Here is a 23,842-nt window from a genome sequence, read left to right as displayed (position 1 = left end):
TAATGCGGCTGACCGCGCCGCCGCGCGGCGGTGGTGCGGTCGGGGTGGTCAAGCAACGGACACGCGATTTCCCCCTATGTGCTTCACCGTGTACATCGCCCGATCGGCGGCTTCCATCAGGGCATTCGCGGTTTGGCCGTCTTCGGGCATGCTGGCCAGGCCCACGCTGACCGTAAGGCTGGGGCCGCCGGAGACGAGCATCTCCTCGACATGCCGCCGCACCCGCTCGGCAATTTGAATCGCCGCCTCTTTCGGCACATCCGGGAGTAGGAGGACGAATTCATCACCCCCGAAGCGGGCCACGAGATCCATGGTGCGACTGTTCTTCCGCATGGCATCGGCGACCAACTTGAGGACCAGGTCTCCCTGCAGGTGGCCAAAGCGATCATTGACCTGCTTGAATTTGTCGACTTCGACAATGGCGACGGAGATGGGGGAGGCGCTGCGTTTGGCGCGGGCGACCTCGCGTTCAAGCGCATCCCAGAGCGCCCGGTGGTTGGCCAATCCGGTCAGACCGTCCGTCAAGGCAAGGCGGCTGAGATCCTCATCGCGCTGCGCCCGGAGGATGCCGAGCGCGGCCAGAAACACAAAGGCCTCGAGAAGTTCGCGGATCTCCTTCGGGAACGCGTCGACCAGAGGGCTTTCGACGTGCAAGACCCCGATGACTCGATCATTGACGATTAGTGGATAGGCGACGTGAGACCGAACCCCAGGCGAGCCCGTCACGTACATTGGATCTTGGTCGACGTCGCTCGCGTAGTACGGCCCCCCGTGGTTCAAGACCCATTTGCCGATTGCCTGCTCACCTATCGTGACCGCGGGGGGCTCCGTCAGCGCTGGATCGCCGCCGCGCTGGGCCGCGACACGGAGTTCCCCGGTTTGCCCATCGATGAAGAACACGCTGCACAGCGGATAGCCAAAGACCTCCTGGATCTGACTGAGAATCTCATCGAGCACGGCGGCGAGGTCGAGGGGGCGCAACAGGCGCTTCGCCACATCCGTCATCGCCGGGACGACGCGCCCGATCCGGCGTGCGTGCGAGAGGGCTCGAGCGATCGCCGTCTCCGACGGCCGGATCGTCGCCTTCCCGGCATCGGGTTCTCGGCCGATGGACAGACGCCCCCCCTCGTCCCCCTCCCTGAGCATCCTGCAGAACACGTCAACCACGCGGGGATCGAACTGCGTCCCGGCGCATCGACAGATCTCAGCAAGCGCGTCGTCCAGCGTCCGGCCCTTCCCGTACGCCCGATCATCGGTCATCGCCCCGTAGGTGTCGGCGACGGCCAAGATTCGGGCGCCCAGCGGGATTTCCTCGCCGCGCAGATGATCGGGGTAGCCGGCCCCGTCCCAACGCTCCTGGTGGTGCCGGACCAACGCGGCTACGTCGCGCATCCGATCGACCGGCCGCAGGATCTCTTCGCCGATCGCCGGATGCTGCCGCATGACGTGCCACTCCGCCTCGGTCAGCGGGCCGGGTTTCCTCAGGATGTTGTCGGGTACCCCCAGTTTGCCGATATCGTGCAGGAGCGCGCCCCATTGCACATTCTGCACGTCGATCTCGTTGCACCCCATGGCTCGGGCGAGCGTGACCGCGCGGGTCGCGATGCGTTCGCTGTGATCGGCCGTGTAGCTGTCGCGGGCATCGGCCGCCCGCGCCAGCACCAGCACCAGCTCAATATACGATTGCTCGAGGTGGTGATTGAGGCGAGCTCGACGAATCGCCGTGCCCGCGATTTCCGCGATCCCCTCGAGCAGGCGGATGTCGGCCTCGGTAAACGCAGGATGTTCCGGCGCCTTTGGGCGGGCCAAACAGAGGGTGCCGATGATCTCCTCTTCCGACCGCATAGGCACAATGGCAAAAGGTCCAAGGACACGATACTGCGCTGCGTCCAGCATGGCCGGGACCTGCTCGGCACTGAAATCCTCACTCACGTAGGCGGTCCCTGTCTTCACCACCTCCCCCGACCGGGTCCCGGTAACGGGAAACGTCGACCCGATCCTCTCCGTGGGGATCCCGACCGTGTAGACACGCGTGAATCCTTCACGTTCTGCGTTGAGGAGTGCGAGTGAGCCGTGGCCGCTCGCCAAAAGGGTCATCGCGCGTTCGACGATCATCGGGTACATCTCATCGACGCTCGGGGCTTCGCGCAACTGGCGGCTCAGTGTGTAGAACGCCTCGAGTTCCATGGTCCGGCGCTGCGACTCCTGTGACAACTTCAGCCGCTCGATCGCTTCGCTGATCTGCTTGCCCACGGCCTCTACCAACGTGACTTCGTCGCGGAGCCACCGGCGGGGGACGGCGGAGGCAACCGCGATGCCGCCGAGGATTCCGCCGTCTGTTCGAATGGGAGCGGCGATCGAGGCCCGGATGCCGAACTGCCCCATGACGCTCGCCGCCGCGTCGATCTCCGAACCCGTTGAGATCCGCCAGTCGTCCACCGCGTGCGGGCTGAGCAGCGTGTACCCCGCCGCCTCCAAGACGCCGAGAATCGAGGGGCCAGCCTCGTGGGTCATCCCGCGGACAAGTTGGGTCCGCTCCGTCCAGACCCCTCCCATCTCGCATCCGAGCGCCTTGAGGATCGCGTCGACCGTCACCTTCAGGAGGGCGGGCTCATCCTGTGCGGCCCCCGAGGCGGCGATAATCGCATTCAAGGTCTCGAGGTGGGCGGCCCGCCGGTGAGCCTCTTCCTCGGCTTGCTTCCGCCCCGTAACGTCAACAACCGCCCCCTCAACATACAGGCTCCGGCCAGTGGCGTCACGGACGACTCGAGCGCCGGCGCGCACCCAGATCAGCCTCCCGTCATGGCGGCGGAGTTGGCTCTCAAAGTCCGTCACCGCCCCCTCACTCTCCAGGAGAGCCAGCCAGTGCTTCCGACGTTCGGGGTCGACATAGAGGCCGGCGGCCCCGGCCGCCATCAGTGTCTCGCGATCTGGATAGCCCATGATCTGCAGGAACGCCGGGTTGGTTTCGAGGAATTCTCCGTCGACGGTGGTTCGGTAGAGTCCGATGGGGACGCCTTCGAACAAGGTCCGGTACCGCGCTTCGCTGGCCCGCAGATCCTCGTCTGCTTTGCGCTTCTCTTGACGGAGACGTTGATCCTCAAGGGCCCGCTCGACCGCCTGTCCCAGTCGTGTCAGCCGATCCTTGAGGAGGTAGTCGGTGGCCCCACATCTCATCAGCGTCACCGCCGTCTCCTCCCCCATCATCCCCGAGATGATGAGGAACGGGACGTCGAGCCCCTTCTCCTGGAGCACCTCCAGTGCACGCGCCGCGCTGAACCTCGGCAGCGAAAAATCCGAGAGGATGAGATCGGGAAGGCGCGCGAGGTGTTGCCGGTACGCTGCCTCGTCCTCAACGCGTGCCCATTCAAAGTTGAAACCGGCTCGACGCAACTCGCGCACGGTCAATTCTGCGTCGGCGGGTTGGTCCTCGACGATGAGCACCCGCAGTTTCGTGGGAACCGGCCGGGAGGGACCCGGCATCTCCAGGTCGGGGGGCGCCGACGAAGCAGGCGAGTGTTCGGGGTCTATCGTCATCAACTCGGCAGTGGATGGTGTGCGATCCGGGAACCCCTTGGCGCTGTCATCATCCCGCGCCACCCCCACTCGGCAATCGTGGCGGTACGCGGAGAGGCGGAGGGGCAGCGCCCACTCCGGGATCGGCACACTGACCGGGTTGAATGGAAGAACACCCTCGCAACGCTCATCTACGCACCCTTCCCGCGGTGGCCGACGGGCCGGTCCCGGATCCCGCACCATCGATCCGCTCCCGGTGTACCCTATGCCCCGCGTCGCGAAGCTTTAGACGAAGCTTCGTGGAGATTGCCTGGGAGTGTTTGAGGAGCGCAAGGCTCAGCGGGGGCGGAGGCCCCCCGCTCGCCGCGTCTGCAACTCAGGGCTGATGGGCATAAGAGTGAAGGGGGCGGCGATCCGTCGGCTGGTGGTGAAACATGAGGTATGTCATCGGGTATCTCGCCTGTCTGGCCTTCATCGTGCTGATCTTGACCTTCTTCGGATTTTTCCCCAACCTGATCCGAAACAACGAGACGAACGTGGGGACGTTCTTCAACCTCTTCTCCAGCGACCGGCACGTCGGCACCGCGATGCAGTACACCGTGTCGGTCTTCGGGCTATCCTTCTCGCCGGCGCTCGCACTCGGGCACTTTGTCGCCATCGTGCTCTCGCCGATTGGGCTGTTCACCCTCGTGTTCTATTTCGTCCTCATCTGGATGCTTCCGGCGCGATAACCCGCGGGACGTGACCCCGGGCATCTTGCCCCCGCGCGGGTGGTTTATAATCAATACCGATGGTGTTTCCCCTCACGGTGATCAGCGCCCTCGTCCGGATAGGCCTGCACCCTCCCGGGCACTCGCCGTTCCCCAAGGTCATCCGGCCGATGCTGGCCGAATCGGCAGGAGTCCCGTTTAACGATCCAGCGTGGATGTATGAACCCAAATGGGACGGGGTCCGCGTTATCGCGATGATCCGCGACGGCTCGGTCCGGCTCCTCTCCCGCAACGTCCTATCATTCACCGACCTCTTCCGGCCGGTCGCCGAGGCCCTGCGGGGCTTTCCGGCGTCGCTGGTGCTCGACGGAGAGGTCGTGGTCCTCGACGAACGGGGACTTCCCGATTTCGAGAGCCTCCAGCAGTGGCTCCGCCCGGGAACGCGTCGACCGTCCGGACACCTGGTGTACATGGTTTTCGACTGCCTGTATGCCAACAACCACTCACTGATCGCCCGGGGGCTGGAGGACCGACATGCGGTCCTGCGGGCGTTGGCGCGCCCCCTCGCTTCGCAAGTGGTCCGCGTGACCGAGCCGCTCTCCGGAATGGACGGCCGGGCGATCTTCCGCCAGTGCGCCAAGGTTGGGCTGGAAGGGGTGGTGGCGAAGCGGAGGGCAAGCGTCTATCGGCCGGGGGCGAGATCGCCGGACTGGGTGATGATCCCCGTCCGGCGTCGCGAAGAATTCGTCGTCGGAGGATACGTGACCGACGGCCGCCGCGGGCTCGGAGGCATCGTCCTGGGGCAGCACGACCGGACGGGCAGGCTCACGTATGCGGGCATCCTCGATGCGGGGCTGACGGATGAATTCCGGCAGACCATGCTCCGTGAGCTCAAAGCGATGCGGCGTAAGTCCTCGCCGTTCGCGCCCGCGCGGGCGCTTCCCGAACGCGGCGGTGACGGCCCGCCCGATCCGCTCCCGCATTGGGTGACGCCGACCCTGGTCGTCGAGGTAGAGTATCAGCGCCCTGCCGGCACCGATCTTCGCGGCGCGGTCCTCAAGGGGCTGCGGCCGGACAAGCGTGCGGGCGAGGTCTTCGCGACATCCCCGACGAGGGGGACGGCCCCTTCCTAAATCCCCGCCTGCCGGCGGCGCCTAGCGGGCGATCGTGATGCGCCCGTCGGGTTTGGGAGCCACTACGTGGATCCGCTGAACCGCCTCCGCCACCGCGGTGGCCATCAATGGTCCCCCCGCCGGGTCGACCAACACCTGGCCCGTTGAGAGCATCGTATAGCCATCGCCCCCGCGGAGCATGAAATCGTTCGTCGCGACCGTGTAGGTGGTGCCGGCATCCAGGGGGGCATCGCCGATGCGAACATCGAGGACTCGGGCCCCGACCGGTCGGTCGGGATTGAACGTGAAGTGCAACCCCGAAACCTGCGGAAACCGGCCGGCCAGCTTGTCCCGCTGGCTCACCCCATTCTCCAAAGCCTCCCGGATCGCGTCCCCGCGGATGGCCACCTTGACGACCACGCTCCCAAACGGGAGCCAGGCGATGACGTCCCGGCGCCGAATCGGCCCGACCGACAAGACCGCGTCGGTGCGGATCCCTCCCCCGTTGGTGATCGCGATGTCTGCGTGCACGGCTGTGCGGATCGCGTCGGCGATGAAGTCGCCCAGGGAGGATTCCTGCGCACGAACGAGAGACTCGTGCGCATCGAGCGGGACGGCGGCCTCCCCGATGGCGACGTCGAGCTCTTTGCCGAGAAGATCCGTGTAGCGCCGCACCAGCGCGGCGACCGCCGGCTCCGAGGGGGTCTGGCTGGTCACCGGGATCAGCTGGTGCACCGCGCGGTGCGAGCCGTCGAGGGCCAGGCGGGTAATCCCCAACCACTTGGCATCCGATCCGGCCTTGGCGATCAGGCGTCCATCGACCAGGCGCGTCATCGGCTCGTGATCGTGCCCGCCGATGACGAGGTCGATTTGAGGGACCTCGCGGAGCAGCGTTTCGTCTTCGCTCACGTCCAGGTGCGTCAGGGCAATGACCACCTGCGCGCCGTCCCGCCGGAGGATCGGCACCGCCGCCTTGGCGACCGCCACCGGCTCGCCGAACGCGGTGCCGCCGGGCGATGATGAGCCGGCGGTGGAGGGAGTCGTGAGCCCGAAGATCCCGACCTGGACTCCCCCGGCGCTCACGATCAGGAGCTGTTTGGTCCCCGGGAGCGTCCGCATCCCGGGAGTCACGAAGGCGTTCGTCGCGACCCAGGGGAAATGCGATTCGGAGACCCGCGCCGCGAGCACCTCCGGCCCGTAATCGAACTCGTGGTTCCCCGGGACGGCGGCGTCGATCCCCAGGTGGTTCAAGCCGTCGATCAGCTGCGCGCCTTTGAACACCGAGGACTCGGCAGACGGCGAGAGCAAGTCCCCCGCGAACAGCAGGAGCGCGGGGCGATCCCGCCGGCGGTACTGCGCGATCAGCGTCGCCAGGCGGTCCAGCCCGCCGACCTTGCTGCCGTCGAGGGCGGTCAGCTGATAGTCATCGTTGAAATGGAGGATGGTAAGGACCCGGACCGGTTCCGCCGTCGAGGCGGGCGGCATTGTGAACGACACCGCAAGGATGACGGCGCAGACCCAACGGAAGCACGCCCGCATCGAGGCCGACCTCTTTCTCCGTCCGGTGATCCGACCGCAAGCTCGTTCGCGGCGCGCGCCGGCGTGTCCTTCCGGGCGGCGCCGCGCTAGACGCGCTCCCACGCCACCGCATGCGGTTGATCGTGGGTGAGGCGGACCCCGCCCGCGGCGAAGGAGGGACGAGGACCGTAGCGGTCGTCGAGGAGGAAGGCGCGCACCAGCTTCACGGCGAGCGCTGCCCCCGGCGGGCGGAACGCGCGCAGCGCGATGCCCGTGATGGTCGCTTCATCCGTGCCGACCGGCACCTTCACCGCCGTGCTTTCCCCATCCGGGTCGGTGAAAGCCAAGCCGGGCTGCCCCCACGCCGATGTGTACCAGATGCCCTCCACGCGGACGGCGGCCTCGAGCGGCAGCTCCGTCCCGGGGGGGCGCTTCCACTGCACGTAGACGTACGATCGAAGGTCGGCCGGTCCCCGCGAGTGCGGTGACGGGTCGGGATCGAGCGGGACCTGGCGGAGCACCTCGAGCGCGCTGACCCGGTAGATCCAGGGAAACCGCTGCAGCACCCCTTCGCGCGGCTCCCCTTCGGGCTGCGCGCACGCCGGTCCCAGCGCCCCACGAAAGCGCGACCGGACCTGGTCGGTGAACGTCCCGTTGAGGGTGGCGACCTGCAGGACCGGGTGCCCGCCCAGCGCCCGGCCCCCGGCATAGGGCAGGGTGCGGTGTTCCGGCCCCTGCACCTCCTCGCGGATCGGGCGGCCGGCGCCGTCGAGGGTGACCCGGAACGCCCACTCGATGTCGACCGTGTGCCCCCAGCGGGCGAGCAGTCCGGGGAGGTCGGTCCCCGCATCCTCGTGGCTGAAGATGAGGTGGTACTCGATAACGGTGCCGAGGGCGTCGGATCCGGTCCGATAGAAGAGCAGGAGCGGCGTGTCCGAGGTCAGGCTGTCCAACGGGCTGGTGACGGCCCGGTAGTGCACTACGGGCGCGTGCCGCCAGATGGATGCGATGGGATCCTCATCTCCCACGGACCGCGGCCGCACCCCGTGTACCGTCACCGCGGCGGCATCGGATGCCGTGAGATCCGGCCGGATCCGGAGCCGCAGCCGGTGGGAACCCGCGGCGAGACGCCCGAGGAACCGGAGGTACTCGGTCGGCTCTTCACCGCCGGCCAGGATCACCTCCTGCGGGTCCCGATCGTCGACCTCGATCTCGACGACGGCGACCCGCGCATCCCGCCAGGACGTTCCGGGTGCGGCCAGGGTGAGCGAAGCGCACGCCTCGCCGGGAAGATCGACCGCAAACGTGTGCTCGAAGACATCCCCGGCCCGGACGGATGCCGGGCCGGACGATCGGGGGGTTCCGGTCACGCGCGGTCCGTAGGCGCGGCGACCGCGGGGCGCATCGGCCCGCCGAGTTCGATCATCTCAGTTCCATAGAAGGCGAGCCCGCGGGCGATCCCGAGGCGCATCTCCTGCCCCTCCGTAAACACCGCACCCTTGCCGGTGAACATTCTGAGGGCCGCCACTCCGGGGCAGTCGAGAAGCACCTGCAGGTAGTGGCCGAGGTTGATGACGCGGCGAATCCTGACCGGCGCCCCCTGCGAATCCACCACGAGATCCTCGGGACGGACGGCGAGCGTGACCTCGCTCCCGGCGGGCCACCGGCCGTCGGGCAGTGTCAGCCGCCACGATCCCGCCGCGAGCTCCCGCGGGGCGTGCACGCGGGCGGGGATGAGGTTCATGGTTCCGATGAAGTCGGCGACAAATAATGTCTGCGGCCGGGCATACAGCGTGTCAGGGGTATCGACCTGCTCCAACACCCCGCCCTTCATCACCGCGATGCGGTCCGCGATGGAAAGCGCTTCCTCCTGGTCGTGGGTGACGAACACCGTGGTGATACCGACCTTGCGCTGGAGCAGCTTCACCTCCTCCCGCATGCGAACCCGGAGGCGCGCGTCAAGGTTGCTGAAGGGTTCATCGAGGAGCAAGATCTGCGGCTCCAGGACAAGCGCGCGGGCCACCGCGACGCGCTGCTGCTCCCCGCCCGACAGTTGGTGCGGGTATTTTTCCGCCGAGCCCGGCAGGCCGACCAGTACGAGGACATCACGAACCTTCGCGTCGATCGCCTCTTTGGAAAGCCGCCGCAACTTCAATCCGAACGCGATGTTGCCGGCGACGGTCATGTGGGGCCACAAGTTGTACCGTTGGAACACCATCGCCGTCGGCCGCTTTTCCGGAGGGAGGGCCACGATGCTTCGCCCGTTGATCTGGATGTCTCCCCCGTCCGGGACCGTGAACCCGCCGATCATCCGCAGGGTGGTCGTCTTTCCGCATCCCGACGGGCCGAGCAGGCACATCAGCTCGCCGTCGCCCACCTCGAGTGTGACGTCGTGCACCGCCGCCTGCGCCCCAAATATCTTGGTGACCTGGGAGATCGAGAGGCGCGCCACGCTAGGACCTCACAGGCTGTACCCGGCGGCGAGATACCCGGCCCGCAGGTACCGTTGGGCAAGGAGCAAAAACGCGAGCGATGGCAGCGAGAGCAGCACGGAGAACACCGCCCCCACCGGCTGGGGGTAGGAGAGCACCAGCGTGTACATCATCACCGGCATCGTGATGTGGTTGGGCGTCCCGACGATCAGGGTTCCCTGCGCCTCATCGAACGCCGCGAGGAAGGCGAACAGGGAGGCGACGATGAGCCCGGGGAGCGCGATGGGGAGCGTGATCTGGAAGAAGGTCCGAAGCGCCCCCGCCCCCACATCGCGGGCGGCGTCCTCCAGGTTGCGGTTGATCCCCCGAAAGGTCCCGGTCGGGATCCAAATCATGAAGAGGATGGTGTTCACCAGCTGGATGAGCACGACCCCGGCAAACGTGTCCATGAGATTCAACCGATAGAAGAGCGTGGCAATGCTCACATACAAACCGATCTTGGGGAACGCGTTGGCGCTCAGGAATGACAGAAGCAGCGCCCGTCGGCCCGGGAACTCCAGCCTGGCGAAGGCGTAGGCGGCGGGGATGCAGATCACCGCGGAAAGCAGCGTCGCGATCGGGGCGCTGAGAAAGCTCATCCGGATCGCCTTCCCGACGTCCGCGTTGCCGAGGACATAGTACCACCAGGTGAGCGAGAACTGCGGCAGCAGGTCAGGGAACAGCCACGTCCCCGCGAAAGCCCACACCAGCAGGGTGAGCAGCGGGCCGAGGATGAACGCCGCGAGGGCGAGGAACGCCCCGAGCCCGAGCGCACGGCGCATCGCGCCGACCGCCCAGTACCAGGGAGGGGTGGCCACCCCCGCCGCCGCCCGGGTCACACTCACAGCGCGTGCCGCTCCCGGCGGCTGACGCTCACCACGTAGACCGCGCCGACCGCCGCCGCGATGACAAACGCGATGACGGCGATCGTGACCGACTCGGTCCGCCGGAGGTACTGGGTGAGGTAGTTGGTCATCGTCACCCCGAGCATCTGCGGCGCGTTTCCGCCGACGAGATAGGGAATGGTAAACGATCCGAAGATCCCGATAAAGAGCAGGGTCAGCGTGATCATCGTCGGCGTGGCGTTCAGCGGCAGGATGATCGACGCGAACGTGCGCAGCCGGCCCGCCCCGACGTCGCGGGCGCTGTCGATCAGCGCGTCGTCGATCGACTGCAGGCCCGCCCCGAGAATGAGCACCGCGAACGGAATGGTGGTCCAGACCTCCGTCAGGACGATCCCCGTGGCGTTGTACACCAGCGGCGGAAGCCGCTCGATCCCCAACCGGTAGACGATCGTCGACACCATCCCGTGATTGACGAGGAACGTGATCATCGCGAACGAGGCGATAACGACGGGCACGAAGAGGGGGATGGTGAAGAGCACCGCCAACAGCGACGGCAGCCGACCCCTATTGAACCGGAGGTACATGGCCAGCGGGTAGCTCAGGCAGAAAGTGGCGGCCACCGCGACCAGCGTGACCACCACGCTGAACACGATGTCCGCCCGCAGGATGCGGCTTCCGAGCACCTGCGCGTACGCCGCCAGCGTCACCCCCCCCGCGAGGGCTTCGGGGGGGCGCAGCGTATCAACGACCGCCGTGATGGCCGGAACAACGATCAGGAAAACCAACACGCAGAGCGGCGGGAGCACCAGGGCGAGCCCCAGTGCTCCCTGCCCCCACGATCCCCCGGTCCGGGACCTCACCGCCTGTGCGCGCGTCCTCGCCGGCCGTCCAGCGCGATCCTCCCCGGGATCTTACTGTCCCGCGACCTGCTCGTGCCAGAGGCGCTTGAGGTCGGCCAAATATTTTGCGTTGGGGAACGGCGCGTACGGCTTGGCCACGTCCTCGAAGGTCGCCCGCACCGAGGCGGGCATGTACTTCCACTCGATGCCGGGGTACCCGGACACTTCGTTGATAACCAACGCCTGCGCCTCCGGCGTCAGGAGCCAGTTGAGGAGCGTCAGCGTTCCTTCCAAGTGCTTCGAGTCGGCCCCGGCGGGGAGCGTCACCGTCGAGTCTCCGCCAAACAGCGGCGGGGTGAGCTGCTCGAACTTGACGCTCTTGGGGAGTTGCCCCCGCCTGGAAAAGTCAAGCCCCATGTCCGACCACACCGGCGCGATCCAGATGTTCTGCTGTGCCAGCAGCTGCAGCACGGCGACATTCCCGTTCGGGTGGAACCCGTTGTTGTACATCGCCGGCTGGAGGTCCTTCAGCAGCTTCCACGCCGGAGCCCACGCCGCTTCCTCCTTCGGGTCGTAGGCGTTTCCGGCGAACTTGGTCGCTTGGGCGAACTTGTAGATCGCCGACGCCACGAACGCCTGGCCGGATCCGCCGGTGTTTGGGTCGCAGTAGGTGAACTTCCCGGGGTTCGCCTTGATCCAGGCGACCAGATCGTCGAACGTCTTGGGCGGGTTCTTGACGAACGCGCTGTTGTACCCGATCACCACCGACGATCCCCGGTAGGGCACGCCGTACCAGTCGACGGCCTCGAGAGCACCCTGGGGCACCCGGGTGATGTTGGGCAGGATCCGCTCGTTCAGCCGGACCCACAGGACCTCGGAAAGCCCCTGCTGGACAAACGACGGCTCGGTTTCCCACAGATCGACGTCGGTCGGCTTTCCGGCCCGCTTCGCCGCCAGGATCTTGTCGAACACCCCCTGGGACCCGTTGCCGTGGAGCAGCGGCACCATGTTGGCCCGGTACTGCGGGTAACGTTTCTCGAACGCGGGGAGCAAGCTCTTGCTCCAGAGGTCGAAGATGTTGGTGTCCCCGTCGATGTAGACGTTGAGCGTCACGGGCTCGGCCGCCCCGGCCGGGGTGCGATCGTTCGTTCCCAGCAGGAACAGCGCGACCGCGATCAGGACGGACGACGCAAGCCAGCGTAATTGCCGTGGCTTCCGCATGACTACGCACCCCCCTTAAGCATCTCGGTCATCGGTATCGTCGACTAAATTCGGGAAGGACCCTCACCTCCCTCTGCCATCTCCGGGGGTTCCCGGTTCGTCGAGGGCGGCCAGCAAAGTTCGCATCCGGCCGTAATCATCCTCCACGGACGCCAGAAAATTGGCGTAGCGATATTCATGGATCACGCTCCCCCGGTATCCCCGCAGCACATCGAACACCTTTTCGAGTGGAATCCCCCCCCAACCCACCGGGAGGTGGAGGTCACCCTTCCCTAGAGGGAACGTATCGGCCGACGACTGGGTTCGGTAAAGGGTGAAGTTCTCGAGGCGGAGCGGATCGTACCGCCCGAAGTTGTCGTTGACGTGGAGGTGCCGGACGTAGGGGAGGGCGGCCCGAATCGCCTCGAAGAAGTCGAATCGGAAGTACGCGGAGGCGAGGAACGCGTGGCCGACGTCGAAGGTCATCGCCACGTTCGGGCGGTCGAGACGACGGACACAGTCGATCACCGGCTCAACCCGCTCGACCTCGATGTTCTCGATCCCCAGAAGCACGTCCCCGGCCTCGTCGGAGAGCTTGCGGATTCCATCCTCGAACGCATCCTCGTCCTCAGGATCCTCGCTCCGCTGCTCGAAGTGGAGCACGAGCACGCGCCCTCCGACCGCCCGGCAGAACTCGAGGCTCGACCGCGCCAGCGCGAGCTGAATCTCGCGGTTGGCGCGGTCGCGCAGGTCCAGGCTGCTGGGGCTGTGCACCGAGTAGCGGAAATCGTGTTTGGCGAAGCCATGGAGGGCCTCCCCCAACAGTTGGGGGTGCAGCCGCCCTCCGAAGATGAGGCCCGTCCCATCCATGCTGATCTCCGCGGCCGTGTATCCCACCCGGCGGGCGAACCGGAGCTCCTCTTCCCGCCGCTCCCCCCCGCGGATCGACAAGCCGAGATGTGCCATCGAATCCTCCCTGCACCCAGCGCCCGCAACTCAAGCATACGACATCGGCGTTCGCGGCGCACGGCGGACCGGGGACCCGGGCCTTCGACGGGGGAAGGCCGCCCCACCGCGCGTGTTGCCCGGGCCGGGAGTGAGGACGGACGCGAGAGAAATGCGCCGGTTAGGCCCAGGGGTCGATCACGACCTTCATGGAGTCGGGGGCGATGGACTTGAGGACGGCGGCCTCAACGTCCTTGAGATGATACCGGTGGGAGACGAATCCTCGCAACGGGTAGTGCTGCATGTAGCGCGCCATCTGCCGCATGCTCGGGCCGTACGCCGCGGCCTCCTCGCCGCCGACACCAAGGATCCGCACGTTCTTCGAACAGAGGTGCCGGTGCGGACTGATCGCCACATCACCCAGGTCGGAAAAGTTCCCGGCCTCCACCAGCATCCCGCCGACCCGGAGCATCTCCAAGGCCTCGGGAATGACCTGGGGGACCCCCGCGCACTCGATCACGACGTCCGGGCCCCGGCCGTGTGTGAGGTCGCGCACAAAGCCCAGCCGCTGGGCGGCGGTGGTTTGGGCGGCGTTGATGACGTAGTCCGCGCCCAGCTGTTTGGCCATGTCGAGTCGGTAGGCGGACAAGTCCACCGCGATCAGGGTGCCCGCGCCCAGCATCCTGGCCTTGATCAGGTGGCACATCCCCAGCGGCCCGACCCCCAGGACGACGACCGTGTCGTCGAACAGGAACGATTCGTTCGGCACGGCAGAGAACTGTTTGGCGCGATCGAGCCCCACGGTCACCGCCATGACCTCGGTGAGCACGGCAATCTCCGATGGAAGCTCGTCTGGAACCCGGACCAAGAAGCTCCCGGGGACGACGTACAGGAACTGGGACCACCCTCCGAACAGGTGCGGGGGGGTCGCCGCGGTCATGTTGTTGCCGTAGTCGATCATCTGTTCACAGAAGTAGTAGGGGAAGTCGTGCCGGCAGTAATAACAGCGGCCGCAGACGACGTTGGCCCCCACGACGACTCGGTCGCCGACACGCAGCGGGGTCCCCTCGAAGTCCTCGTAGCGACCGTCGCCGCCGATGGCGGCCACTGTCCCGACGTTCTCGTGCCCTTGAATGATCGGGAATGGGATCTCGCGCGGGGTCGCCGTTCCGGCGTACTGGGTAGTGTATCCCTGGTAGGTGTGCTTATCGGTCCCGCAGATCCCCGACAGTTCCATCCGCACGAGGACGCATCCCGACGCCGGGTCGGGTACCGGGTACTCGCGAAGCTCGTACCGTCCAGGGGCCACCAGCGTGGCTGCGCGAACCCGACCGGCCGTCAAGGCGCACCTCGGCTCACTCGAAGATCCAGTCCTGGAGCTCCACTCCCAGGCCGGGCTCCTGGGGCACGCGCACCAGCCCGTCGTCCACGACCAGGGGCGTCTTGAGCGTCTGCTGGTAGACGGTGCTGGGAAACGCCGGCGGGTCGTGGGGAAATTCGAAGTACGAGGTGTTGGGAATCGCCGCCGCCAGGTGCAGGTTCGCCACCGTGCCCAACGGATCGCCCCAGGTGTGGGGGACGACGAGCACCGATGCGGCGTTCGCCATCGCCGCGAGCGCCCGGATGCGCAGCAATCCCTCGCACAGCGTCACGTCGGGCTGCAGGATGTCGTAGCAGCCATCCAGGAGGAGCCGCTGCAACTCACCGAATCCCTGGTTCACCTCACCGCCGGCCACGGGCACCGGAGACGCCGCCCGGAGTCTCCGCAGCCCCTCGTAGTCGTGGCGGGGCAACGGCTCCTCGAGCCACTCGATCCCATACTCCGCCAGCGCCTGCGCCGTCCTGAGCGCCCGATGATACGACCAGTGCGGGCCGGGATAGGGGGCGTCGTGCACATCGGTCTGGTTCGCATCCACCATGATCGCCATCCCGTTGCCGACCGCCTGGTGCACGGCCGCGACCTGTGCCAGGTCCTCGGCCATCGACTCGCTGTGGATCCGGAGCTTGATCGCACGGAACCCCGCATCGCGCAGCCGGCGGGCGTCGTCGGCGCGCTCGGCCGGGGTGCGGTTCTGGCCGGTCGAGGCGTAGGCCGCGACGGCATCTCGCGCGCTCCCCAGCAGCCGGTAGAGGGGCAGACCCGCCACCTTCCCCAGAATGTCCCAGAGCGCGATCTCCACGAACCACACTGCCGTGCCGAAGTACGGCCAGAGAAAGCGCAGGGTGGCGGCGTGCTTTTCGATGTGGAGCGGGTCTTCGCCCACCAGGTCTCGCGCCACCCGCGCCACGCACTGTTCCTCGGCGCCGAAGAACTCGTGGCCGGCGATCCCGTACACCCCGGCATCGGTGTCAATGCGCAGGTAGGCGAGCCGGATCTGCGTCTCGACCCGGCCCGGCGCCCACGCCGGATAGAACGGCTGCGGGAGCGGGACGTCCACCTGCCGCGTGCGGATCTGCGTGATGCGCATGGACCACTCCTTCGCCGCCCGGCAGCCCTAGCGGGATCCCACCGCCGCCTTGGCGCGTCAGCCTCCTCGCGTCTTGGCCAGGGCCGTCTCGATCCCCGGCTTGTCCAGGACGAACTCCATCGGCCCGATCTCACGTTCGTACACGTCGGCGGGGATCGCATCTTTCACCCGGTCTTCGAGAATGTGGTAGACGGGGAGTCCCAACGGGACTCCGGCGAGTGGACCGGCGTAGCTGGGGTCGCCCTGCGTGAGCGTAAGAGCGATCATCAGCGTGCTGCTCGCATTCGGGGTGCCCAGAAGCACGATCATCTGATCGCTCTGCCCGCCCCCCGCGAGCTGCTGAATCCGTCCCTGCTCCTCCAGGTCCATCGCGCCCGCCGACGTTCAGACAAAGCACTCGGTGGCGGCGTAGACGACCCGGCCGCCGGCGCTTTCCGCGCATGCCACCAGCGCCGGAGCCGGGATCCCGTCCCGTTCGCCCAGTGCGAGCACGAGCTTGTCCTTGAAATCGATCATACCCTCCTCCTCCCTTCCGAGTCGCCTGCTGCGTTGCGCTCCATGAGAATACTCACCCCATCCGCCAACTCGGTCATGCGTCCCAGGAACAAGCTGCCTTTCGCGACCAGCTGCACCCGGCTGAACGACCCCCGCGTCAGGCCGGTCACGGCGTGATGCAGGTAGGCGACGGCCGAGGCGATGTGGCCTTGGGTCGGCGAGAACCCGGGCATCCCGTGAGCCGCGGCGAACGCCGACATGTCGGACCGGGCAATTTCGCCGGCCTGCATCGCCAGCGCGGCGATCATCTGATAGTTGCGTGCGGGCACGTCTCCCGATCCGGCCGGTTCCGTAATGTCCGGGTTGTGCAGCTCCACGGCGTACCGGTCCACGTCGCCGAGCTTGAGCCCCGCCGCCCGCAGTGGGGCCGCCGTCAGCACCTGCGCCATCTGGTGCGGAGCGGTCCCGTCGGCGATCCGGTGGACGGTCGCCGCGTCCAACCGCAGCACGGGGCTGCGGCCATCGTCCGCCGCGACGTCGATCGCCATCCCCACGATGACATCCTCCAGCACCGGATACCCGGCCGCCAGGTGGCCGCGACACTTCATCCCGAGCTTCGCCAGCGACCCGCCGGCAACGACGACCACCCGGCGCCATACGCCGCTGGCCACGAGCGCGCCCGCCAAGAGCAGCCCGTGCAACGGACTCGCACAAAACGCCTTCACGTCAACCGCGCCTGCCGTCCGCACCCCCGCCAACTCGCCCATCGCTTTGGCGAGGTTTCCGCCTCCGCGCTGATAGCGGTCCCCCACCGCCTCCTCGCCGCAGCCAATCAGATAATCGACCGACTCATCTCCCGGGGCGGGCGGCGCCCCGCCGGGCGACCCCAGCAATCCCCGGAGCGCCAGGGCCCCGGTGACCTTCGCCGCGAGGTTCTCGAGGAGCACCGGGGCGGCCAGCGACTCGTCCTCCTCGTGTGCGGGCACGACCACGCCGATCTGCCGACCGCCGCCTAGGTACAGCGGCTCCCCCCGCTGTCCCACCGCGCGGCGCAGGCCGTCCGCGTTCATCGTCGAGACCCGCGTTTCACCCAGGTGCCCCGCCAAGGTGGCGGCAAACTCTTCCGACAGATGTACCAGGCGCGCCCGGTCGGCTCGAACGAGCCATGCGTAGAAACCGAGCTCGTCGATCATCGTCCCACCCGGGCCCTCCGGCCCGGCCCCCGCCACCGGCCGGAGATGCCACGGTCGGGGGATCTCCCTCAGCGCCTCCGGAGCCAGGGTGCCCAGCAGGACTTGGTGGGGCGGATACCCCACGGCATCCTCGAACGACCGCAGTCGCTCGCGCAAGGCGGCGCGGACACCCTCTCCCCCCGCCGCAATCTCGCGCCGGGGCTTGGAGCCGGACAGCACCAGTCCCGGCACATGGGCGATCGCAAACCGCGCGGCACGCACGACGGGCCGCAGCGGCCCTACGGTGCCGGCCGACATCGCCCGGTGCCCCGCAGTCCGCCGCGCTCAATAGTCAAAATAGCTCTGGACCCCAAGCCCGTAGCTGTCAAAGTGGCCGAAGATCGGGGAGTACGCCCCCGACAGCGTCTCGAGGTCGAGTGCGCCCCCGGCCGGGATCCGCAGATCCGGCCGCTCCTGATCGAACACCACCGTCGCCCCGCCCACCACCCGGGGCATCGGTGGGAGCTCCTCCGGAGGCGCGAGCGTGCCGGTGCTGACGATCGCCCGTGCTTCGGGGACGCTGAAGAGCAGCGGCGGTTCCGACGAACCCGTTTCCGCCAGGGCGGGGGTCATGCGGACGACCTTGATGTCCGATTCGATCGTCAGAAAGGTCGTCGTGATCCCGGCCCGCTCCAGGCCCTGGATCGTCAGCATCACCTCGATCAGATCGTTTCCGCCGTGGTTCCAGGTCACCAGCGCTCCCTGGGCCCCGAGCATTTGGGCGGCCTTCACCGTTTGATAGGCGCTCAACTGCTTCTCGGCGAGCGCTCCCCATCGGGTCCGGGAGACGATCGACCCCAACCAGGCAAGGTCCTTCCCGTCACGTCGGTAGAGGGCCTCCAGCACCGGGTTGTTGACGTGGAGCCATGTGCACTTCCCGGGGTAGGTGACGACCGCATCGCCCGCGATCGCCCCGTCCAACATTTCGTTGGGGTGCACGAGGACCGGCAAGGCGTGCCGCGTATACCCGTAGATCCCAGTGCCGATCCCAGGGACCATCGACGCATTCAGCGTGTGCACGTGCACCACTCGGGGCAAATCTCCCGCCGGCCGACTCAGCGCGTATCGCGTCCGCTGCGGCGCGGTCTGTCCGCGCAGAAGATCGGCGAGATCGGCCGCGACACGGTGTCCCGCCTGAAGGAGCGCGTCGTTCCACTCCGTGAGCTCGAGATCGGGGACGGTGTCGATGGTCAGCACCACGTACCGGAGGGTGCTGTAGACGGTCACGGCGCCCGGCCCGGACATATCGATCAGGCTGTCGGTGGCCGCGCTGACCGTCCGGCGGATGTGCGGAAGAACCTCGGAGGCAATCAATACCCCAAACCCCGCATAGCGCAGGGTCACCCCCTCGCCCACGGTCTCCACCGGATGGCCGCAGATCCCCGGGTAGGTGTGCCCCGGGCCTTCGACTTTCGTGCGCGGCTCGATGATGTCCCTGACGTGGATGATCCGCACCGGCTCGCCGGGTGCCACGACATCCACCGCCACGTCTCGGATCCTGGGGTCTTCGCGGACGCGCGCCCGGACGCGTGCCGGATCGACCACCAGCCGGCCAGCCGTCCATCCCGGGGGGGACCCCAGGACGACCCGCTCAACGGGGAACGTTCCCAGCGCGAGTTCCATGCTCGGCTTATCCGCCTCCGATCAGGGTGGGACGCTGCACGTCGATCGTCAGGGCCTGAAGTCCCCGTTCGACGAGCCGCCGCCGAAGCGCCCGGTCGGCGTCTGGCGACAGCGACGGATCGCCGCAGACGTGCTCGATCTTCACGCCCTGCACCACCCGGTTCGCCCCGGCCTGCAGCGCGAGGGGCGGGAGCGCGCTGATCACGGCAACCGGGATCTTCCGGCGTTCGATCTCTTTGCTGATCGTTGCACCGCAACGATTGCAGGACCCTCAGGTGGCCACCAAGAGCACGCCGTCTACCCGCGCGCTCCGCAACGTTTCGGCGATCTCCTCCCCGTTGCGCCGGCAGTCCAACAACCGCTGGTCGTTGCCGGTTGTCGTGCAGTAGAACTCGATCAACCGGCCGATCCGGGCCTCACGCTCCAACTCGCGCATGACGTCGAGGGGGAGCACGACGTTCGGGTTTCCGCACGCGACGACATTGAAGAAGCCGCCGTGGACGCACTCGAACTCCTCGGGCGTCAGCGCCGAGCGCTTCCCCAAATCGTACTTGGCCCAGCGGGTCTCGCTGCACCGCTTGAGGTGGTCGGGGTTCCCTTTCGGGACGATCGCCCCGGTCGTCACCAGCGCAATCGTCGAGTGGGCGAGGTCCGCGAGCGCCGGCGCCGGCGCCACGGCTTCGTAGGCTTCGACCGGGATCTCCGTGAGGAACGACTCGCCCCGCATCCGCGCGACGAGCATCGCCACGGCGCGTTCGGCCCCCGGCCGCGGGCGCGGCCCGGGCCGGCGCACGCCCCTCGGGAGGTAGCCCTCCACCTCGGCGGAGCCAACCGGCAGGCGCCCGCCGAGTTTGCGCACCAACGGCACCATCGCCGTCATCGCCGGGGCCATGCCGGTCGCGGAGTCCCCCGTCGGCACGACGTACGCCTGCCGGTAGACCAGCAGGCCGGGGTTCTCGGGATGCATCCCCGTCACCGCCGGGATCCCCTCTTCGCCGGCGAGGCGGCACACCTCGGCGCAGGCGCGGCCGTAGCGCCCCGCCGCAAACGCCGGCCCCGCCACGACCACGTCCGGCCGGGCCTCCCGGAGCCATCGGCGCGCCTCCGCCGCGGCGGCCTCGAACTCCTCGTTGAAGAAGTTATCGCCGCAGACACACGTGGAAACGACCGTGCCCTCCGCTCCGAGCAGGGACTGAAGCAACCGCCCCGGCCCGGTCGGGCCGGGGCGGACGGATGGGGGAGTCTGTGCCTGCTCCTCGCCTCCCACACCGGCGAAGAACTGATTGAGGTAGTGCCCGACCCGCAGCATTCCGCACTCCTCCGTTCCACTTAGTCTCGCGGCAGCCTCATCCTACGGACCCCCCACACCGGCAACGCGCCGGGACACTCACATGTATTCCCGGCTCCCGCAGATCTCCGACATCCCGGCGCGGCGTCGGACGCATCGGGGCGCTCCAGGCGTAACGGTGCGCTCACCCTTTGAGCGCCCCCGCGGTAAATCCCCGAACCAGCGAGGCGCGGAAAGCCAGCACGAACAGGATCACCGGGATCGTCATCACGACCCCCAGCGTCGCGAGCGACCCCCATTGGAGTTTCTTGTATCCGGCGGTGAAACTCATGATGGCCACCGAACCCGTCCGTGCGTGGAAACTTGTCACGATCAACGGGAAGAGAAACTCGTTCCAGTTAAAAATGAAACTCAGAATAAACGCCGCGAGCAGCCCCGGACCCGACAGGGGCAAGATGATTCTCGTGATGATCGCCCGCAGGGACGCACCATCCAGCGCCGCGCTTTCCGTCAACTCGCGGGGGATCTCGTCGAGGAACGTGCGCAACACCCAAATCGCCAGGGGGATCTCAAATCCTGTGAACAAGATGATCAGCGCCAGCTGCGTATCGATGAGGCCCATCCCCTTGAGCATCAACTGGATCGGGATCAGCGTCGTCACGGGCGGGAACATCCTGGGCAACAGGATCAGCAGGAAGAGCAGCGTCTTGCCCTTGAAGTCGAGGAAGCTGAACGTCAACGCCGCCAGGCCACCGAGGATCAGCGTGCCGACCGCGCCGAGCGTTGAAGTGACGAGGCTGTTCCAGATCGGCAACCCCAGCCCGCTGCCGATGAAATCCCTGTACCGTTCGAGCGTCGGCCAAAAGAGGACCTGGGCTCGGTCGATCAAGATCCGCTCGGGCTTGACGGACAGCATCACCAGGTAAAGAAACGGTGGAAGCGTCCACGCGAGCACAAGCGCGGTCCCCACGAGGTGCCGCCATCGCCTCCGTGCGCTCATCGGTGACTCCTCTCCAGCCGGCCCGGGGGCCGGAGGCGGCCCGGCACGGGCCGCCTCCGCTCTCCTCCGGTGTGGCCAACCGGCCGGACCCTTGTCATGAGTCCGCGGGGCTGAGCGATCGGCCGTAGTTCCGCAGGTACATCCCGTAGGCGACCGCCAGCAAGGCGAGCACCACGGTGATGACCGCCGAGGCGTATCCCAGTTCATAGAACTGAAACGCTTGGTTGTAGACGAACATGCTGACGAACTGCGTCGAGGTACCCGGCCCGCCCCCCGTCATGACGAACACCTTATCGAGCTCCAGAAACGCGTCCATCACCCGGAGCCCGGCGGCCACCCCCATCATGCGGGCGATCTGCGGCAGGATGATGCGGAGGAACAACTGCCCCGCGGATGCGCCGTCCACCCGGGCGGCTTCGAACTGATCACGAGGGATGACCTGCAGCGCGGCGAACAGCAGCAGGGCGACGAGCGGGGCCCACTCCCACGCATCCGCGATGAGGAGCGCAAACATCGCGGTAGCAGGGGTGGCGAGCCACGGCACCTGAGGGCCGTGCAGGAGCTGGACAAGATAGGGGATGGGCCCGACCGTGCGGTCGAAGAGCGTGGACCATGCCGTCCCGACCACCACCGGGGCCATGATCATCGGCAGCAAGAAGATCCCCAAGAGCAGGTTCCGGCCCGGCGGGTCGGTGTCCAAGAAGAGCGCGGCCGCCAATCCGATCACCACCTCGGCGGCCGTCGCGATGAGGGCGAACTCCACGGAGAGGGACAGGGATCCCCGAAGGCCGCCATCGCGCAGGATCCGGCCGAAGTTCTCGAAGTGATTCCAGCGCGGCAGGGCATCGTAGACGATGTTGTACTGGGTCATGCTCAGCCAGAGCGTGTAGAACGCGGGCACCAGTCGCCAGACGACCACGTACAAGACCGCAGGGAATGTCAGCAGCCAGAAGTAGAGCCGGCCTCTGCCCAGCGTGGCCCACCGCATGCCCATGCCGCGCTACCCGACCCGCCTCACCGAGGAATCTCCGCCGCCAGGTTTGGCATGCTCCTGATCGCTACTTGATATAGCCGGCCCGCTTGAACAGCTCGACCTCCTTGGCCTGCGCCCCGTTCAACGCATCTTCGACGGACTGCTGGCCCGACATCGCCGCGGACAGCGCCTGCTCGTAGAGATCCTGCGCCTGAATCCACTCTTTGAGCGGTGGGATGAACACGGTGTAGGGCTTCCCCTTGAGCATCAGGCTCATCGCGGCGAAAACGTCGGGGTAGTTCCGGCGTACGTCCGGATCGTTGACGACCGAGGTCCGCATCGGCACCAGGGCCGGGTATTCCTTCATGACCTCCTTCGTCCCCTGGGTGGACAGCACCGCGGTCGCCAGCTTGAAGGCTTCCTCCTTGTGCTGGGTCAGCGCGTAAATCGCCAGCCCATTCGCATCCCCGACGTTGGCGTGAGGTCGCGCGGCCACCTGGGTGGGGAGGAGCGCGTAGCTGATCCGGCCGACCACCTGGGAGAGCTTCGCCACGGGAAGCACGGACAGCATGTTGTCCAGCGCGTCCATCGCCATCGCGCCGCGGCCGGATGCCATCACGCGTTCGGCCCCGCCGCCGGTGACGGTCTCGGTCCCCGGCTGCATGTACTTGTGGAGTTCAACGTAATACTTCGCCGCGGCGATGCTCTGCGGCGAGTTCGCGGTCGGTTGCATCGTCTTGGTGTTGTAGACCAGGTCGGCGCCATACGCCACGAGGATATGCTCATAGCGATGGAAGAGGAACCCCCCGCTCTTGTTGGCCATGACGAGCCCATAGAAATCCTGGTCGAGGGGCTTGCCGGCAAGCGTATCGCCCTTCTTGCGTGTGAAGAACTGCGCGATGTCCATCAGCTGTTTGTAGGTCTGGGGAACGGTGAGCGCGTACCCGTATTTCGCCTGAAACGCCTTCTTTTCTCCGGCATCGCGGAACAGGTCACTGCGGTACCCGAGCATATAGGGTGCCGCGAGCATCGGCATGGCCCACAGCTTCCCGTTCAGCTGGAGCCCGGCCGTCGTCTCTTTAATGAAATCGTTGGGCTGGACCGCGTTCCTGTTTGCGGACGTGCTGAGGAAGTCATCGATCGGCATGATGGCCTTGGAGGCCGACAAACCCGGCACCCACGTGTTGTAAATGTACACGTAATCCCACGTCCGCACGCCGGATTTGGAGTCGATCAAGGCCTTTTGGAACACGTTATCCCAGGGAAGATACTCCGGTTTTATCTGGATGCCCATGGGCTTGCCGATTTCATTCGCCACCTTGACGAAGGCGATCCACTCGTCGAAGTCGGGCCCCAGGAACGTCAGGGTCGTCATCCCCGCGGCGCGCGACGGCTGAGGAGTGGATCCGACCAACACCGGCATCAGGAGGAGCACCGCGAGCAGTCCGGCGGCGATCCGGTTTCTTGGCTGACGCAACATACGCCTGACCTCCTTATATCTATTGTAGAGCGCGTGGCACGTGCAAGTCAGGACGAGGACGGCTCCCGACCGCTCCCGGTCACCTCTCCCCCCTTTCCGCATCCTCCGACCACTCCCGACGACGTCG

General features: G+C 67.0%; 19 protein-coding genes. 2 read left to right on the top strand and 17 right to left on the bottom strand.

Annotated elements, in window-relative coordinates:
• Positions 1-48: 48 nt before the first annotated feature.
• Positions 49-3,483 carry a diguanylate cyclase gene (locus VKV57_16065; GenBank protein ID HLW61420.1) on the bottom strand — a complete coding sequence of 1,145 codons (3,435 nt, stop codon included), beginning with the start codon at positions 3,481-3,483 and terminating at the stop codon, positions 49-51.
• Positions 3,484-3,950: 467 nt separating this feature from the next.
• Here VKV57_16065 and VKV57_16060 point away from each other — a divergent pair, with 467 nt between their 5' ends.
• Positions 3,951-4,247, top strand: coding sequence for a hypothetical protein (locus VKV57_16060; GenBank protein ID HLW61419.1), 297 nt, complete (start codon positions 3,951-3,953; stop codon positions 4,245-4,247).
• A 59-nt stretch (positions 4,248-4,306) separates the two neighbouring features.
• On the top strand, positions 4,307-5,359 hold the full coding sequence (locus VKV57_16055; GenBank protein ID HLW61418.1) for a hypothetical protein: 1,053 nt from the start codon (positions 4,307-4,309) through the stop codon (positions 5,357-5,359).
• Positions 5,360-5,380: 21 nt separating this feature from the next.
• On the opposite strand, the gene VKV57_16050 is transcribed toward VKV57_16055, so the two are convergent.
• The 16 genes from VKV57_16050 to VKV57_15975 form a co-directional block, all read right to left on the bottom strand.
• The gene (locus tag VKV57_16050; protein HLW61417.1) at positions 5,381-6,823 is read right to left on the bottom strand and encodes a 5'-nucleotidase C-terminal domain-containing protein; all 1,443 of its coding nucleotides are present in this window, start codon (positions 6,821-6,823) and stop codon (positions 5,381-5,383) included.
• A 140-nt stretch (positions 6,824-6,963) separates the two neighbouring features.
• On the bottom strand, positions 6,964-8,226 hold the full coding sequence (locus tag VKV57_16045; protein HLW61416.1) for a hypothetical protein: 1,263 nt from the start codon (positions 8,224-8,226) through the stop codon (positions 6,964-6,966).
• On the bottom strand, positions 8,223-9,308 hold the full coding sequence (locus tag VKV57_16040) for an ABC transporter ATP-binding protein (GenBank protein ID HLW61415.1): 1,086 nt from the start codon (positions 9,306-9,308) through the stop codon (positions 8,223-8,225). The genes VKV57_16045 and VKV57_16040 overlap by 4 nt, the downstream gene beginning before the upstream one ends.
• Positions 9,309-9,317: 9 nt before the next feature.
• Positions 9,318-10,172 carry a carbohydrate ABC transporter permease gene (locus tag VKV57_16035; GenBank protein ID HLW61414.1) on the bottom strand — a complete coding sequence of 285 codons (855 nt, stop codon included), beginning with the start codon at positions 10,170-10,172 and terminating at the stop codon, positions 9,318-9,320.
• The gene (locus VKV57_16030; GenBank protein ID HLW61413.1) at positions 10,169-11,032 is read right to left on the bottom strand and encodes an ABC transporter permease subunit; all 864 of its coding nucleotides are present in this window, start codon (positions 11,030-11,032) and stop codon (positions 10,169-10,171) included. The genes VKV57_16035 and VKV57_16030 overlap by 4 nt, the downstream gene beginning before the upstream one ends.
• A gap of 51 nt (positions 11,033-11,083) precedes the next feature.
• Entirely contained in the window at positions 11,084-12,232 is a 1,149-nt protein-coding gene (locus VKV57_16025) for an extracellular solute-binding protein (protein ID HLW61412.1), read from the bottom strand.
• Between the two features lie 63 nt (positions 12,233-12,295).
• A complete protein-coding gene (locus VKV57_16020; protein HLW61411.1) occupies positions 12,296-13,177 on the bottom strand; it encodes a sugar phosphate isomerase/epimerase in 882 nt (293 codons plus the stop codon).
• A gap of 160 nt (positions 13,178-13,337) precedes the next feature.
• On the bottom strand, positions 13,338-14,498 hold the full coding sequence (locus tag VKV57_16015) for a zinc-binding dehydrogenase (protein HLW61410.1): 1,161 nt from the start codon (positions 14,496-14,498) through the stop codon (positions 13,338-13,340).
• Between the two features lie 13 nt (positions 14,499-14,511).
• Positions 14,512-15,624 (bottom strand): mandelate racemase/muconate lactonizing enzyme family protein, encoded by a 1,113-nt coding sequence (locus tag VKV57_16010; GenBank protein ID HLW61409.1) that lies wholly within the window; start codon positions 15,622-15,624, stop codon positions 14,512-14,514.
• A 57-nt stretch (positions 15,625-15,681) separates the two neighbouring features.
• Positions 15,682-16,140: a glycine/sarcosine/betaine reductase complex selenoprotein A gene (gene grdA, locus VKV57_16005; GenBank protein HLW61408.1), complete on the bottom strand. Its 459-nt coding sequence runs from the start codon at positions 16,138-16,140 to the stop codon at positions 15,682-15,684.
• Positions 16,137-17,609 carry a glycine/sarcosine/betaine reductase complex component C subunit beta gene (grdC, locus tag VKV57_16000; GenBank protein ID HLW61407.1) on the bottom strand — a complete coding sequence of 491 codons (1,473 nt, stop codon included), beginning with the start codon at positions 17,607-17,609 and terminating at the stop codon, positions 16,137-16,139. Before grdC ends, grdA begins: the two co-directional genes overlap by 4 nt.
• A 27-nt stretch (positions 17,610-17,636) precedes the next feature.
• Positions 17,637-18,974, bottom strand: coding sequence for a glycine/sarcosine/betaine reductase component B subunit (locus VKV57_15995; GenBank protein HLW61406.1), 1,338 nt, complete (start codon positions 18,972-18,974; stop codon positions 17,637-17,639).
• Between the two features lie 7 nt (positions 18,975-18,981).
• Positions 18,982-20,283: a glycine/betaine/sarcosine/D-proline family reductase selenoprotein B gene (locus VKV57_15990; protein HLW61405.1), complete on the bottom strand. Its 1,302-nt coding sequence runs from the start codon at positions 20,281-20,283 to the stop codon at positions 18,982-18,984.
• 163 nt (positions 20,284-20,446) lie between these two features.
• Positions 20,447-21,262: a carbohydrate ABC transporter permease gene (locus VKV57_15985; GenBank protein HLW61404.1), complete on the bottom strand. Its 816-nt coding sequence runs from the start codon at positions 21,260-21,262 to the stop codon at positions 20,447-20,449.
• Between the two features lie 94 nt (positions 21,263-21,356).
• Positions 21,357-22,256 (bottom strand): sugar ABC transporter permease, encoded by a 900-nt coding sequence (locus tag VKV57_15980; GenBank protein ID HLW61403.1) that lies wholly within the window; start codon positions 22,254-22,256, stop codon positions 21,357-21,359.
• A 64-nt stretch (positions 22,257-22,320) separates the two neighbouring features.
• Positions 22,321-23,715, bottom strand: a complete 1,395-nt coding sequence (locus VKV57_15975) for an extracellular solute-binding protein (protein ID HLW61402.1) — start codon at positions 23,713-23,715, stop codon at positions 22,321-22,323.
• Between the last annotated feature and the right edge of the window lie 127 nt (positions 23,716-23,842).

Source organism: bacterium, assembly GCA_035307765.1.
Taxonomy (GTDB): Bacteria; Sysuimicrobiota; Sysuimicrobiia; order Sysuimicrobiales; family Segetimicrobiaceae; genus Segetimicrobium.
Note: the sequence above shows the minus strand (reverse complement) of the source record. Positions and strands in the feature narration are given on the sequence as shown.

Coding starts and splice junctions, on each gene's coding strand:
- VKV57_15975 (HLW61402.1), bottom strand. CDS start 23,715: ATGTTGCGTCAGCCAAGAAACCGGATCGCCGCCGGACTGCTCGCGGTG.
- VKV57_16050 (HLW61417.1), bottom strand. CDS start 6,823: ATGCCGCCCGCCTCGACGGCGGAACCGGTCCGGGTCCTTACCATCCTC.
- VKV57_16065 (HLW61420.1), bottom strand. CDS start 3,483: ATGCCGGGTCCCTCCCGGCCGGTTCCCACGAAACTGCGGGTGCTCATC.
- VKV57_15980 (HLW61403.1), bottom strand. CDS start 22,256: ATGGGCATGCGGTGGGCCACGCTGGGCAGAGGCCGGCTCTACTTCTGG.
- grdC (HLW61407.1), bottom strand. CDS start 17,609: ATGTCGGCCGGCACCGTAGGGCCGCTGCGGCCCGTCGTGCGTGCCGCG.
- VKV57_16060 (HLW61419.1), top strand. CDS start 3,951: ATGAGGTATGTCATCGGGTATCTCGCCTGTCTGGCCTTCATCGTGCTG.
- VKV57_16055 (HLW61418.1), top strand. CDS start 4,307: ATGGTGTTTCCCCTCACGGTGATCAGCGCCCTCGTCCGGATAGGCCTG.
- VKV57_15985 (HLW61404.1), bottom strand. CDS start 21,262: ATGAGCGCACGGAGGCGATGGCGGCACCTCGTGGGGACCGCGCTTGTG.
- VKV57_16010 (HLW61409.1), bottom strand. CDS start 15,624: ATGCGCATCACGCAGATCCGCACGCGGCAGGTGGACGTCCCGCTCCCG.
- VKV57_16025 (HLW61412.1), bottom strand. CDS start 12,232: ATGCGGAAGCCACGGCAATTACGCTGGCTTGCGTCGTCCGTCCTGATC.
- VKV57_16020 (HLW61411.1), bottom strand. CDS start 13,177: ATGGCACATCTCGGCTTGTCGATCCGCGGGGGGGAGCGGCGGGAAGAG.
- VKV57_15995 (HLW61406.1), bottom strand. CDS start 18,974: ATGGAACTCGCGCTGGGAACGTTCCCCGTTGAGCGGGTCGTCCTGGGG.